Here is a 13,589-nt window from a genome sequence, read left to right as displayed (position 1 = left end):
ACGAGAGCAGTGCTCTTGACGACGCGACGAACGGCAGCGAGGATGCTGAGAGACAGAGAGCACCGCTCTCGACAGAGATCGACGATCCGGCCGCGAGCCCGGGTCGACCGAGCCCGGGAGGCCGCCATGTCCCACCACGTCGTCGTCGGAGCGGGGTCCGTCGGGACCGCCACCGCTCGCCTCCTCGCCGGTCGGGGTGAGGCCGTCACGGTCGTCAGCCGCTCCGGCGGTGGGCCGACCGGCCCGGGCCTGACCCGGGTCGCCGCCGACGCCGCCGACGTCGACGCGTTCACCACCCTCGCGACCGGTGCGGTCGCCCTCTACGACTGCGCCAACCCGGCGTACCACCGCTGGGCCACGGACTGGCCGCCCTCGCGGCGTCGCTGCTCACCGCCGCCGAGCGCACCGGTGCCGTCCTGGCGACTGTGAGCAACCTGTACGGGTACGGACACGTGGACGGCCCGATGACCGAGGACCACCCGCTCGTAGCCACCGGCGCCAAGGGGCAGGTCCGCGCGCGGATGTGGACGGATGCGCTCGCCGCCCACCGCGCCGGCCGCGTCCGCGCGACCGAGGTCCGCGGCTCGGACTACCTCGGCGCGGGCGCCCAGAGCCAGCTCGGTGACCGCGTGGTGCCGCGGCTCCTGCGGCGCCGCCGCGTCCGGGTGCTCGGCAGCGCGGACATGCCGCACACCTGGACCTGGGTGGACGACGTCGCCCGACTGCTCGTCGTCGTGGCCGCCGACGAGCGCGCGTGGGGACGCGCGTGGCACGTGCCGAGCGGACCGCCCCGCACCCAGCGCGAGGTGGTGACCGACCTGTGCCGGGTGGCCGGCGTCCCGCCGGTGCCGGTCGGCGTGGTCGGGCGCCCGATGCTGCGGGTCGCAGGGCTGGTGAGCCCGCTGGTCCGCGAGCTCCCGGAGGTGCTGCACCAGTTCGAGCGCCCGTTCGTCCTCGACTCGACGGCCGCCGAGACCACGTTCGCCCTGGCCCCGACGCCGTGGGACGACGTGGTGGCCGCCGTCGTCGCTCAGTACCGGGACACTGGCCTGATCCGGCAGACTGGATCTCCCGGGTGAGTCTCCTCAGTCCGGGCATCGACCGGACGATGTGACCGGACGATGTGGCGATCAGCACCTGGACCCGTGGACATGCCGCTCGCCGGCAGTGGTGGGAGCCTGGGGTGAGGGCCACGACACGCTGGGCAGCTCGTGCTCGACCAGGTGGCACGGATCCGAGACCCGACGAAGGGCGCAGAGATGACCACGAACCGCATGACAGCTCAGACCCGCACGGGGCGCACCGGTCAGGTGCCGAGCCCCCGGAGGCCGGCCGAGCGACCGCTGAACGACGGCACGCGCGGGCTCCTCGGCAAGCACGAGCACCCGCACACCGACCCGTCCCGCCGGCCGGTGACGGAGCGCGCCGCCGGGTCCACCACCGGCGCCGTCCTTCCTCGCAGCGCTGACGGCGCGCCCCTGACCCGCGGGCACCGCCGCCAGCGGCGCGGCTCGCCGGCCATGCCGTGCGCTGTGGCGCGACGTCAGGGGCGCGACAGCACCGCCACCAGGAAGTCCGACCCGTCGGACCACGGGCGCAGGTCCCAGGTCGACAGCGCCACGTCCAGCCGCAGGCCGGCCGTGGCGACGTCGGCGAAGAACGCGTCGAACGCGTAGCCCCTGCCTGCGCCGAAGCCGATCACCGCTCGCCCACCGTCCCGCAGGTGCGCACCCATCCGGCGCAGCACCTCGACCTCCGTGCCCGGCGCGACGAAGGTCAGCACGTTCCCCGCGCAGACGATGACGTCGAACGCCTCACCCACGCCGCGGGCCGGCAGGTCGAGCTCCGCGAGGTCACCGACCAGCCACGTCGGCCCGGGGTGGTCCTCCTCGGCCGCCGCGACGAGCACCGGGTCGACGTCCACGCCCACGACCGTGTGACCGCGGGCGGCGAGCTCCGCACCCACGCGGCCGGGACCGCAGCCCGCGTCCAGCACGCGGGACCCGCGCGGCACCATCGCGTCCACCATCCGCGCCTCGCCGGCGAGATCGGCGCCGCGCGCCGCCATCTGCCTGAACCGCTCGACGTACCAGTGCGAGTGGTCCGGGTTGGCCTCGACCTGGGCCTCCCACCGGGTGGGCCGACGGTGCGTGGTCGGCTCGTCCGGCGCGGGCGTGCTGGCTGGGTTCACGGTGCTCCTGCTCCTCGACTGCTGCTCCGGCCGCTGCCCGCGGTTCGTGCCCCGCGGCTGCTCCCGGAGGGGCGTCCAGCGTGCCACGGCGCGACGCCGCTCCCGACCGCTCGCGCGTGTAGGTGGGGCGGAGTAGACACCACTACCGCGGCATGAACGTCCTGCCGCTGGAGTGGCAGGACGGGCACCCGTCGGTCGTCCTGGACTGACCCCGGGAGCCGTGCGCCCTGGGCGCACGCCGCGTCGGACCGCGCTCGGTGGCTGTGACGCGCGCCTCCCGCGTGCGTCACAGTGCGGCGGGCCGGACCCACGAAGCCCGGGCCGGGATGTTACGACTCGGTAACTATTCAAGATCGGCAAAAGTGCAGGTCATGGCATCGCCGGGACGCCGATCGCCCCGCCGACCACCCCCGTTGGGGTGACCTGTGGTTCGCATCGTCCGGTCGCCGGGGGGCAGGGTGGGTCCCGACCTGATCGCCGAGAGGTCGACACGGACGTGCTCCAGCAGCGCCACCCATGGCGCGCGACGCCCGCCGACGGACCTCTCGTCCCAGCCCCCACCGGACGGTGCGGCCATGTGCCGCGCGTCCTGGCGCCCGGCGCCGGCGTGGCTCGGGCACTGATCGACGGACGAGGTGGATGTGACTGCAGTGCGCGCCGACGGCGTGTTCAAGGTGTTCGGCCGGCGACCCCAGGAGGCGGTGCGCCGGCTCCAGGAGGGTGCGACCCGCGAGGAGGTACGGCCGCTCGGGACGGCAGCGGTGGTGGACGCGAGCTTCGAGGTCGCGAGCGGTGAGACGTTCGTCGTCATGGGCCTGTCGGGCTCGGGGAAGTCGACGCTCATCCGCATGCTCAACGGTCTGTGGCGGCCGACGGCCGGCCGGATCTTGCTCGGCGACGACGACCTGTCGGCCGTCAGCACGAAGGAGCTGCGCGAGCTCCGTCGCCGCCGGGTGAGCATGGTGTTCCAGCACTTCGCCCTGCTGCCGCACCGCTCGGTGGTCGACAACGCCGCGTTCCCGCTCGAGATCCAGGGCGTCGGTCGCGCCGAGCGCCGCCGACGTGCGGGCGAGGCGGTCGCACTCGCCGGGCTCGACGGCTGGCAGGACTCGCTGCCCTCGCAGCTCTCGGGCGGGATGCGCCAGCGCGTCGGCCTCGCCCGGGCGCTCGCGGCCGACACGGACGTGCTGCTGATGGACGAGGCGTTCTCCGCGCTCGACCCGCTCATCCGCCGGGAGATGCAGGACCAGCTGCTCGAGCTCCAGCAGACGCTCGGCAAGACCATCGTCTTCATCACGCACGACCTGAACGAGGCCATGCACCTCGGCGACCGCATCGCGATGATGCGCGACGGCCGGATCGTCCAGGTCGGCACGGCCGAGCAGATCCTCTCCGCTCCCGCCGACGATTTCGTCGCGCAGTTCGTGTCCGCCGTCGACCGCACGCGGGTCCTCACCGCGTCGTCGGTCATGGTGCGACCCGCCGCGGTCGTCCGGTCGTCCGCCGGTCCGCACGTCGCCCTGCGGGAGATGCGCGAGGCGCAGACGACCGCCGCCTACGTGGTCGGTGACGACCGCCGGCTGCACGGCGTCGTCCGGGACGAGGACGTCGCCGCGGCGGTGCGCGGCGGGGGTGGCTCGCTGAGCGAGATGACCCGCCGCGAGGTCATCGCCGTCCCGGAGGACGCCCTCCTCGCCGACCTCTTCGCCCCGTCGGCGGAGTCCCCGCTGCCGCTCCCGGTCGTCACGCTCGACGGGCGGCTCGCCGGCGTCATCCCGCGGGTGACGCTGCTCGAGGCCATGGCCGCACCCCCGGCGGAGCACGACCCCGGCCGGCGTCCGGCCTCCACCGGCGCCGCATCCACCGCCCCCGCCGTCGCGACCACCGGAGGTGCGCTGTGAGCACCCAGGCGGCAGCAGCCGACCCCACCTTCCGGCTCCCGCTGGGCAGCTGGGTGGACACCGCGGTCGACACGATCACCGACACGTTCAGCGTCCTGTTCGACGCGATCAAGGCGGTCCTGCTCGGCGCCTACGAGGGACTCGAGGGTGTGATGACCGGGCCGCCGTCGTGGGTCGTCGCGTCCGTGCTCGTCGCGCTGGCCGTGATCGCCAAGGGCTGGCGCCTGGGTGTCGGAGCGCTCGTCGGCTTCGTCGTGATCGTCGGCGTCGAGCAGTGGGACAACGCGATGGCCACCCTCGCGCTCGTGCTGGTCGCGAGCGTCATCGCCCTGGCGATCGCCATCCCGCTCGGGGTCCTCACCGCCCGCAACGACGCCGTGTCACGAGCCGTGCGGCCGGTGCTGGACTTCATGCAGACCATGCCGGCGTTCGTGTACCTCATCCCGACCGTGGTGATCTTCTTCACCGGGGCGGTCCCCGGGATCGTCGCGACGATCCTGTTCGCGCTCGCCCCCGGCGTCCGGTTCACCGAGCTCGGCATCCGGCAGGTCGACCACGAGGTGGTCGAGGCCGGTCAGGCGTTCGGGGCCACACCGGGACGGATCCTGCGGCAGGTGCAGCTCCCGCTCGCGCTGCCGACCATCATGGCCGGCATCAACCAGGTGATCATGCTCGCGCTGTCGATGGTCGTGATCTCCGGCCTGGTCGGCGCCGAGGGGCTCGGTCGGGACGTCGTCTCGGCGCTGTCGCGCGTCAACGTCGCCCTCGGGTTCGAGGCCGGTCTCGCCGTGGTGATCCTCGCGATCTACCTCGACCGGATGACCTCCGCGCTCGCCGACAAGGCCCCGGTCTCCCGCGCGCTGCGCACGACGAGCGCCTGACGCGCACCACCCCTCCACCCCGACGCCGGCGCGCCGCGCCGTGCGACCCCGGGCGCCCCGGTGCGCCCGGTCCCACCACCACCTCGCCGCTCATGTGGCGGGCCGCCGGACCGCAGCACCACGCGGGCCGGCCACCGGACCGCGACCCGGACGGGTCGCCGGTCCACGTCGGTGCGCACCGTGCCGCCGACCCCAGGAAGGACACGATGACCACGCACACCCGCCGCCCCGTCGCACGCCTCGCCGCAGTCGCGGCCGCCCTGACCCTCACGCTGACCGCGTGCGCGTCGGACACCGACGAGTCCACCGACGCCGGTTCCGCCGCCACCTCCGACGACGCGCAGTCCGAGCTGACCATCGCCGTCCACAACGGCTGGGACGAGGGCATCGCCGTGTCCCACCTGTGGGAGGCGATCCTCGAGGACGAGGGCTACGACGTCGAGCTCGAGATGGCCGACCCCGGCTTCGTCTACACCGGCCTCGCCGGCGGTGACCTCGACGTCAACTTCGACATGTGGCTCCCCGTGACGCACGCCGACTACCTCGAGGAGTTCGGCGACGACCTCGAGCGGGTGGGCACCTGGTACGACGACGCCCGCCTCACGATCGCCGTCAACGAGGACTCCCCCATCACGTCGCTCGCCGAGCTCGCCGAGCAGGCCGACACGGTGGGCAACCGCCTCGTGGGCATCGAGCCCGGCGCGGGCCTGACCCGGATCACCAAGGAGTCGGTCATCCCGACCTACGGCCTCGAGGACATGGACTTCGTCGAGTCGTCCACCCCGGCGATGCTCGCCGAGCTCAGCGGCGCGATCGACTCCGACCGCGACATCGCGGTCACGCTGTGGCGCCCGCACTGGGCGTACGACGCCTTCCCGCTGCGGGACCTCGAGGACCCCGAGGGCACGCTGGGTGAGGCGGAGAACATCGAGACGGTCGCCCGGACCGGCTTCTCCGACGACTTCCCCGAGCTCGCCCGGTGGTTCGGCGTCTTCACGCTGACCGGCGACCAGCTGTTCGCGCTCGAGAACCTCATGTTCAACGAGAACGAGGGCGAGCGGAACGAGGAGTCGGCCGAGCAGTGGCTCGCGGACAACCCCGACTTCGTCGACGAGCTGAAGGCCGCCGCCGACGCGGCGTGACACCACCGACGACAGGGGCGCCCGGCATCACGCCGGGCGCCCTGCCCGTCCGCCCGCTCGACCGTGCGGCGGTGCTCCGCGACCGCTGCGGCGACGTCCTCGTCGACGAGGTCGGCGTTGATCGCGACCCCCGCCGCGTAGCCCTGGCCCGCGGCCACGATCACCTGCGCGGTGGGGTCCGCGACGTTCCCGGCGACCCACACGCCCGGGACCGAGGTGCGACCGGTGGGATCCACGTCCGGCAGGTCTGCGACCGCCCCCTGCTCGAACGACGCACCGACGTCCCGCAGCAGCGAGTCGTGCAGGTCGGTGCCCGTCGCGGCGCCGACGAACAGGACGTCGCACTGCACCACCGAGCCGTCGTCCAGCTCGACCCCGGTGAGCCGGTCGTCGTCGACGCGCAGGCGTCGCACCTCGCCGTCGACCACCCGGATCCCGCGTGCCGCGAGCTCCTCCGCCTGCCGCGCGTCCCACGGGCCGAGCGTGTGGCGCAGGAGCACCACGTCCGGCGACCACTGCCGGATCACCTGGGCGTAGTGGGCGGACACCGACACGTCCCCGCGTCCCAGCACCGACACGGGCCGGTCGCGCACCTCGAACCCGTGGCAGTACGGGCAGTGCAGGACGTCGCGGCCCCACCGCTCGGCGACGCCGTCGACGGCCGGAAGGGCGTCCCGCAGACCCGTCGCGACCAGCACCCGGCGCGCGGTGAGCCGCTCGCCGTCGGCGACCGTCGCGACGAGGACGTCACCGTCGCGCTCGAGCCGGACCACCTCACCGTGGCGGACCTCGACGCCGTACCGGGCGACCTCCTCCCGGCCGACCTCCAGCAGCTCACCGGGCGGGGTCCCGTCCCGGGACAGGAAGCCCTGCATGCTCCCCGCCGCCGCGTTGCGAGGGCGGCCGGAGTCGACGACGACGACGCGACGCCGCGCGCGGCCCAGCACGAGGGCGGCGCTGAGCCCGGCGGGGCCGGCCCCGATGACGAGCACGTCGGCAGTGGTCACGAGGATCACGGTGACCCGCCGCACCGGGTCCTACAACCGGGGGCACCGGCCGCGCACCGGTCGGCGCCCACGCGCGGATGTCGTCGCGACACGCCGGGGCACCCGCCACTAGGGTCGGCCCCGGGCCGCCACGCCGACGTGCACCCGGCGCGCCCGGCCGGGCCCCGAACGTCCACCGCCGGAACGAGGACACGATGTCGCCAGCCGCGCCGAAGCAGTCGTCCCGCCCCCGCGAGCAGTGGTCCGGCCAGCGAGGGTTCATCCTCGCGGCCATCGGCTCCGCGGTCGGTCTGGGCAACATCTGGCGCTTCCCCGGGGTCGCGTACGACAACGGTGGGGGCGCGTTCCTGGTCCCGTACCTGGTCGCGCTGCTGACCGCCGGCATCCCGGTGCTGCTGCTCGACTACTCGATCGGCCACCGCTTCCGCGGGTCGGCACCCGCCGCGCTGCGGCGGCTGGCGGGCCGCGGCGGGGAGGCGCTCGGGTGGTTCCAGGTCGCCATCAGCTTCGCGATCATCCTGTACTACACGGTGATCATCGCGTGGTCCGCGAGCTACCTCGTGTTCTCGGTGACCGAGGCCTGGGGGGACGACACCGCGGGGTTCTTCGTCGGTGAGTACCTGCAGGCCGCGGACCCGGGGTGAGCCTCGACGTCGTCCCGTCGGTGCTCGTCCCGCTGCTCCTCGTGTGGGTGGTCGTGCTCGCCATCCTCGCCCTCGGCGTCCAGAAGGGGCTCGAGCGGGCGAACCTCGTGTTCCTGCCGGTGCTCGTGGTGCTGTTCCTCGCCCTGGTCGTCCGGGCGCTGTTCCTCGACGGCGCGATGGACGGCCTCAACGCCTTCTTCACCCCGGACTGGTCCGCGCTCGCTGATCCCGGTGTCTGGATCGCGGCCTACGGCCAGATCTTCTTCTCGCTGTCCATCGCGTTCGGGATCATGATCACGTACGCCTCCTACCTGCGGCGTCGTTCCAACCTCACGTCCACGGGCCTCGTCGTCGGGTTCGCGAACTCGTCGTTCGAGATCCTCGCCGGCATCGGGGTGTTCGCGGCCCTGGGGTTCATGGCGCTGCAGAGTGGGACGTCGGTCGCCGAGCTCGAGGGCATCACCGGGGTGTCGCTGGCGTTCATCGCCTTCCCGCAGATCGTCTCGATGATGCCCGGCGGCCCCATCTTCGGCGTGCTGTTCTTCGGTTCGCTGACGCTCGCCGGGCTGACGTCGCTGCTGTCGATCCTGCAGGTCGTCTCGGCGGCGTTCCAGGAGAAGTTCGGCCTCACGGTGCGCCAGGGGGCCCTGCGGATCGGTGGCGTCGCGGCGGTCATCTCGCTCGCGCTGTTCTCCACGACGACGGCGCTGCCGGTGCTGGACACGGTCGACAAGTACGTCAACGAGATCGGCGTGGTCGGTTCGGCCGTCCTCACCACCGTCCTGGTGACGTGGGGCGTCCGGCGGCTGCCCGAGCTGCAGGCCCACCTCAACGCGGTGTCGTCGCTGCGCCTGGGCGCATGGTGGCGGGTCCTCGTCGGGGTGGTCGTGCCGGTCGTGCTCGGCTACATCCTCGTGACCGGCGTGATCGCGCTCGTCACCGAGGGCTACGCCGGGTACCCGTCCTGGTTCACCAACGTGCTGGGCTGGGGCGTCGTCGCGCTCCTGCCCGTGTCCGCCGCTGTGCTCACCGCGATCCGGTGGCGCCGCGACGTCGACCGCTTCACCCCCAGCCGCTGCCGGGCGTCGTCGCCCGCGGCCCAAGGACGGAGGCCCGGCGATGACCCCCATCGCGGTGCTGTTCCTGGTCATCTCGATCACCGTGGTGTGGGGCGGCCTGACGGCGAGCATCCTGCACCTGCGCGCCCACCCCACCGACGACCTCGATGACGGCGCCGACGACGACGACGCCGCCGGGGGCCCGTCCGGGGAGCGAGCACCGGCGGGACCACGACGGGGCCCACCCGGTCCTGACCCGAGCTGGGCCGGCGCGGTCCCTCGACGCCGTCGGTCCGGTCCACCGACGCCGTCGCCCGCTGCGGGCCCCGACGACGTCGCCCGCTCCCGCTGCGGGCACGACGACGCCGCGCTCGGACCACCGACGACGACGCCCACCGACGACGACGCCCACCGACGACGACGCCCACCGGCCCGGAGGGCCGAGGGGCGTCGTCATGCGGTGGTGCGTCAGGACGCCGCGAGGATGTCCACGACGAAGACGAGGGTCGAGTTCGCCGGGATCGCGTTCTGCTCCGCGTCGCCGTACCCGAGCTCCGGCGGGATGACCAGCAGCACCTGGCTGCCGACCGTCTGGCCCACGAGTCCCTGACCCCAGCCGGCGATGACCTGCTCGAGGCTGAACGTCGACGCCTCGCCGCGGTCCCACGACGAGTCGAACTGCGTCCCGTCCCAGAGCCAACCGGTGTAGTGCGCCGTCACGCTCTGCCCGGACTCCACGGCGGGACCGGCGCCGGTGATGAGCGGCTGGACGACGAGCTCCGTCGGCGGCTCACCCGTGACCGGCTCGATGCTGGGCGCCCCGTTCTCCGCCAGGGTGATGGTCGGGAGGCCGGCGGCCGGCTCGACCGGCGTGCCCTCGGCGCGGGTCGGGACCGTTCGGGCGTCCGTCACCTCGAGAGCGGTGAGGATCGTGGCCTCGGGAGATGGCGAGGCGAGGAGCACGCGGACACCCACGGCCTGCCCGGCGAGGATGTCGCCGATGATCGGCGGCATCCGCGTACCACCGAGCTGGAGCTCGAAGGGCGCGCCCCCGTAGGTGCTGTTGAGCGGGCTGCCGTCCTCGCCGCTGACCTCGACGACGCTCATGGAGAGCATCTGGCCGTCCTCGAGCGCCGCACCCGTGCCCTCGGAGACGACGCGGGCGACCGCGGCGGAGACCTCGAACGGCTGCTCGAAGGCGAGCGTCGGCTCCGCGCCGGCCTCGCCCTCGACGGTCACGGCGTCGAGCGCGGCGACGTCCTCGGCGGTGGGGCCGGCCGGTGCGGCCTCGGTGGCCTCGCTCGCGCTGGGCGAGGGCGTCGAGGTGTCGCCCGCGTCCGAGCCGGCGCAGCCGGTGAGGAGCAGCAGGGACGCCACGGCGGCGGACACCGTGGCGGTAGCGAGTCGGCGCAAGATGGAGTCCTTCGGTTCTGGGAGGCCGGCCCCGGAAGAGGTGGCGCACGAGGGCGCCTGCGGGCGGGGCTGTGGGTCATCACGGTACGCCCCGAACCTGGACGTCCGCTGTGACAGCGGTGCCGGCCGTCACCATGCGGACGGCCGGCCGCCTCCGGTGGTGAGCCACGTCACCCCGGGGTACCACTGGAGCATGAGCGATCAGACCACCCCCCAGGACCCGACCACGCAGTTCGACGACGGCGAGAACGTCTCGGACAAGATCGACCACCCGGGTCTCACCGGCGACATGCCGGACGAGCCCGACCACGGCGAGGACACGTACCAGGGCTCCGGGCGGCTGGAGGGCAAGCGGGCCCTCATCACCGGCGGTGACTCCGGGATCGGCCGGGCGGTGGCGATCGCCTTCGCCCGCGAGGGCGCCGACGTCGCGCTGTCCTACCTCCCCGACGAGGAGGAGGACGCCCAGGTCACCGCGGGCCACGTGCGGGACGCCGGCCGCAAGGCCGTGACGATCCCGGGCGACATCCGCGACGAGGCGTTCTGCTCCGAGCTGGTCGAGACGGCCGTCCGCGAGCTGGGCGGCCTGGACGTCCTCATCAACAACGCGGCGTACCAGATGGCGCAGCCGAACGGGCTGGCGGACATCTCGACCGAGCAGCTCGACCGCGTGTTCAAGACGAACCTGTACGCGATGTTCTGGATCACGAAGGCCGCGCTGCCGCACCTGGGGGCCGGCTCGACGATCATCAACACCACGTCGATCCAGGCGTACGACCCGAGCCCGGCCCTCCTCGACTACGCGACGACGAAGGCGGGCATCCTCAACTTCACGCGCGGGCTGTCCCAGCAGCTCGCCGAGCAGGGCATCCGCGTGAACGCGGTCGCCCCGGGGCCCATCTGGACGCCGCTGATCCCGGCGACCATGCCGGAGGGCAAGGTCGAGTCGTTCGGCACCGACACCCCGATGGGTCGCGCCGGGCAGCCGGCCGAGCTCGCGCCGCTGTACGTCTTCTTCGCCTCCCAGGAGTCGAGCTACGTCACCGGGGACGTCCTCGGTGCCACCGGTGGAGAGCTGCTGTCCTGACGTGACCCCACCCCCAGATCGCCCCGCCGGGTGGTGCCTCGAGCACGACCCGGCGGGCGCGCTTCGCCGTCGTCGGCAGCGGCTACCGTGCCCAGTTCTTCAACCGCCTCGCCCGCGTGATGCCGGACCGGTTCACGGTCACCGGTGTGGTGAGCCGTCGCGCCGAGCCGGGCGGTGAGGTGGAACGCGCCTGGGACGTCCCGGCGTACCGGACCGTGGCCGAGGCGCTCGCCGCCGACCGGCCGGACTTCGTGCTCGTCTCGGTGCCGTGGGACGTCGCGCCCGGCGTGATCCGGGAGCTCGTCGCCGCGGAGGTCCCGGTCTTCGCGGAGACCCCGCCCGCGTCGGACGTCGCCGGCCTGCGCGCGCTGTGGGCGGACGTCGGCGCGTCCGGCCTCGTCCAGGTCGCCGAGCACAGCCCGTCGATGCCGGCCCACGCGGCGCGGATCACGCTCGCGCGCCGGGGGTGATCGGCACGCCGACGTCCGTGCAGGTCTCCTCGACGCACGAGTACCACGCGGTCTCCCTGGTGCGTGCGCTGCTCGGCACGGGCTTCGACCCCGTCGAGGTCCACGCGCGCACCTTCACCGCGCCCCTGGTCAGCCCGCTCGACCGCGGCGGGTGGACCGACGACGACGAGCCGCGCGACGCCACGACGACCCTCGCCACCCTGGACTTCGGTGGTGGACGCAGCGCCCTGTACGACTTCACCGACGCGCAGTCCCGCAACCGGCTCCGGGGCAACCGGATCGTCGTCCGCGGCAGCCACGGCGAGATGATCGACGACCGCCTCATGCGGATGACCGGTCCGCGCACGATCGTCGAGTCGCACCTCGTCCGGCGGCAGACCGGCGTCGAGCAGGACCTGCCCGGCTTCGACCTCGAGCACCTGAGCCTCGACGGCGAGGTGCTCTGGCGGAACCCGTTCGAGGGCGCGCGGCTCGGTGACGACGACATCGCGGGCGCTGCCCTGCTCGCCGGCACGGCGGCGTGGGTTGCCGGCGAGGGGCCGCCGCCGTACCCGCTGGCCGAGGGCTGCCAGGACCACCTCGTCGGGCGGGCGATCGTGGAGTCGGCGCGCACCGGGACGCCCGTGCGGACGGCGGTCGAGCCCTGGGCGGGCTGATCGAGCGGGCGCTCGGGGCGGCGGCCGTGCCGGGGTCCCGTCCCGACCCGCGTCCCGGTGCCCGTCCCGGGATGCCGGGTCGGCGGGCCGGTGCCAACCTGACGGCATGACGCGATTCGGTTACACCCTGATGACCGAGCAGAGCAGCCCCAAGGACCTCGTGGGGTACGCGGTCGACGCCGAGCGCCGGGGCTTCGACTTCGAGGTCTCCAGCGACCACTACTTCCCGTGGCTCGACGCGCAGGGGCACGCCGGGTTCGCCTGGTCGATGCTCGGCGCGGTCGCGCACGTCACGGAGCGGGTCGAGCTGATGACCTACGTGACGTGCCCGACCGTCCGGTACCACCCCGCGGTCATCGCGCAGGCGGCCGCGACGCTCGGCGTGCTGTCCGGCGACCGGTTCGTCCTCGGGCTCGGCGCGGGGGAGAACCTCAACGAGCACGTCGTCGGGGAGCGGTGGCCGGCGGTCGGCGAGCGCCACGACATGCTCGAGGAGGCGGTCGAGATCATCCGTGAGCTGCTCGCGGGCGAGCGGCTCACGTACGACGGCAACCACTTCCGGGTCGACTCCGCGAAGATCTGGGACCTGCCCGCCGAGAAGGTGGAGATCGGGATCGCCGTCTCCGGGCCGCAGTCCATCTCCCGCTTCTCGCCCTGGGCCGACCATCTCATCACGACCGAGCCCGACGGCGACGCACTCGCGCACTGGGACGCCGAGCGGGCGAAGGTGGACCTGCCCCCGGCCGCAAGGTCGGGCAGATCCCGATCAGCTGGGACACGGACGCCGACGCCGCCGTCGCCCGCGCGCACGAGCAGTTCCGCTGGTTCGCGGGTGGCTGGAAGGTCAACGCCGACCTGCCGACCACCGAGGCGTTCAACGCCGCGAGCCAGTTCGTCCGGCCCGAGGACGTCGCGCAGCAGATCGCGTGCGGCCCCGACCTGGACGCCATCGTGGAGTCCGTCCGGCCGTACTGGGAGGCCGGGTTCACCGACATCGCGCTCGTCCAGGTGGGCGACGAGGCGCAGCAGCGGTTCCTCGACACCGCGGCCGGTCCGCTGCTGGAGAAGCTGCGCGCCGCGGCGCCGTCCGCGGGCTGACTCAGGCCCCGGGGGCTGGGCGCCGTCGTCGACGGGGTGCG

The 13,589-nt window shown here is 73.6% G+C and carries 10 protein-coding genes and 4 pseudogenes; 11 read left to right on the top strand and 3 right to left on the bottom strand.

Features of this window, described 5'->3' with window-relative positions; genetic code table 11:
- Window positions 1-126 precede the first annotated feature (126 nt).
- Together REH70_RS18530 and REH70_RS18525 are read left to right on the top strand one after the other, a co-directional pair.
- A complete protein-coding gene (locus REH70_RS18530; protein WP_310749616.1) occupies window positions 127-429 on the top strand; it encodes a hypothetical protein in 303 nt (100 codons plus the stop codon).
- The gene (locus REH70_RS18525; RefSeq protein ID WP_310749614.1) at window positions 426-1,079 is read left to right on the top strand and encodes an NAD-dependent epimerase/dehydratase family protein; all 654 of its coding nucleotides are present in this window, start codon (window positions 426-428) and stop codon (window positions 1,077-1,079) included. The genes REH70_RS18530 and REH70_RS18525 overlap by 4 nt, the downstream gene beginning before the upstream one ends.
- 464 nt (window positions 1,080-1,543) lie before the next feature.
- On the opposite strand, the gene REH70_RS18520 is transcribed toward REH70_RS18525, so the two are convergent.
- Window positions 1,544-2,191, bottom strand: coding sequence for a methyltransferase domain-containing protein (locus tag REH70_RS18520; RefSeq protein ID WP_310749612.1), 648 nt, complete (start codon window positions 2,189-2,191; stop codon window positions 1,544-1,546).
- A 635-nt stretch (window positions 2,192-2,826) separates the two neighbouring features.
- Here REH70_RS18520 and REH70_RS18515 point away from each other — a divergent pair.
- The 3 genes from REH70_RS18515 (at window position 2,827) to REH70_RS18505 (ending at window position 6,115) form a co-directional block, all read left to right on the top strand.
- Window positions 2,827-4,092, top strand: a complete 1,266-nt coding sequence (locus REH70_RS18515) for a betaine/proline/choline family ABC transporter ATP-binding protein (RefSeq protein ID WP_310749610.1) — start codon at window positions 2,827-2,829, stop codon at window positions 4,090-4,092.
- Window positions 4,089-4,973, top strand: coding sequence for a proline/glycine betaine ABC transporter permease (locus tag REH70_RS18510; protein ID WP_310749607.1), 885 nt, complete (start codon window positions 4,089-4,091; stop codon window positions 4,971-4,973). The genes REH70_RS18515 and REH70_RS18510 overlap by 4 nt, the downstream gene beginning before the upstream one ends.
- 92 nt (window positions 4,974-5,065) lie before the next feature.
- On the top strand, window positions 5,066-6,115 hold the full coding sequence (locus REH70_RS18505; protein ID WP_310749606.1) for a glycine betaine ABC transporter substrate-binding protein: 1,050 nt from the start codon (window positions 5,066-5,068) through the stop codon (window positions 6,113-6,115).
- 152 nt (window positions 6,116-6,267) lie between these two features.
- On the opposite strand, the pseudogene REH70_RS18500 reads toward REH70_RS18505, so the two are convergent.
- Window positions 6,268-7,107: pseudogene (locus REH70_RS18500) on the bottom strand (NAD(P)/FAD-dependent oxidoreductase); the annotation flags it as partial.
- Between the two features lie 209 nt (window positions 7,108-7,316).
- Here REH70_RS18500 and REH70_RS18495 point away from each other — a divergent pair.
- Window positions 7,317-8,836, top strand: a pseudogene (locus REH70_RS18495) (sodium-dependent transporter); the annotation flags it as partial.
- 49 nt (window positions 8,837-8,885) lie between these two features.
- Window positions 8,886-8,933: pseudogene (locus REH70_RS20955) on the top strand (hypothetical protein); the annotation flags it as partial.
- A gap of 359 nt (window positions 8,934-9,292) precedes the next feature.
- Here REH70_RS20955 and REH70_RS18485 read toward each other — a convergent pair.
- Entirely contained in the window at window positions 9,293-10,237 is a 945-nt protein-coding gene (locus tag REH70_RS18485) for an FKBP-type peptidyl-prolyl cis-trans isomerase (protein WP_310749604.1), read from the bottom strand.
- A 193-nt stretch (window positions 10,238-10,430) separates the two neighbouring features.
- Here REH70_RS18485 and REH70_RS18480 point away from each other — a divergent pair, with 193 nt between their 5' ends.
- The 4 genes and pseudogenes from REH70_RS18480 to REH70_RS20950 all read left to right on the top strand — a co-directional run bounded on the left by REH70_RS18480 (window position 10,431) and on the right by REH70_RS20950 (window position 13,548).
- Window positions 10,431-11,324 carry an SDR family oxidoreductase gene (locus REH70_RS18480; protein WP_310749603.1) on the top strand — a complete coding sequence of 298 codons (894 nt, stop codon included), beginning with the start codon at window positions 10,431-10,433 and terminating at the stop codon, window positions 11,322-11,324.
- A gap of 119 nt (window positions 11,325-11,443) precedes the next feature.
- Window positions 11,444-11,794 (top strand): Gfo/Idh/MocA family oxidoreductase, encoded by a 351-nt coding sequence (locus REH70_RS18475; protein ID WP_310749600.1) that lies wholly within the window; start codon window positions 11,444-11,446, stop codon window positions 11,792-11,794.
- Complete coding sequence (locus REH70_RS18470) at window positions 11,791-12,450, top strand: Gfo/Idh/MocA family oxidoreductase (RefSeq protein ID WP_310749597.1); 660 nt, start codon at window positions 11,791-11,793, stop codon at window positions 12,448-12,450. The genes REH70_RS18475 and REH70_RS18470 overlap by 4 nt, the downstream gene beginning before the upstream one ends.
- Before the next feature lie 106 nt (window positions 12,451-12,556).
- A pseudogene (locus REH70_RS20950) lies at window positions 12,557-13,548 on the top strand (TIGR03557 family F420-dependent LLM class oxidoreductase).
- Window positions 13,549-13,589 lie beyond the last annotated feature (41 nt).

Source organism: Cellulomonas sp. ATA003, from assembly GCF_031582905.1.
Taxonomy (GTDB): Bacteria; Actinomycetota; Actinomycetes; order Actinomycetales; family Cellulomonadaceae; genus Pengzhenrongella.
This window is presented reverse-complemented; position numbering and strand designations above follow the sequence as displayed.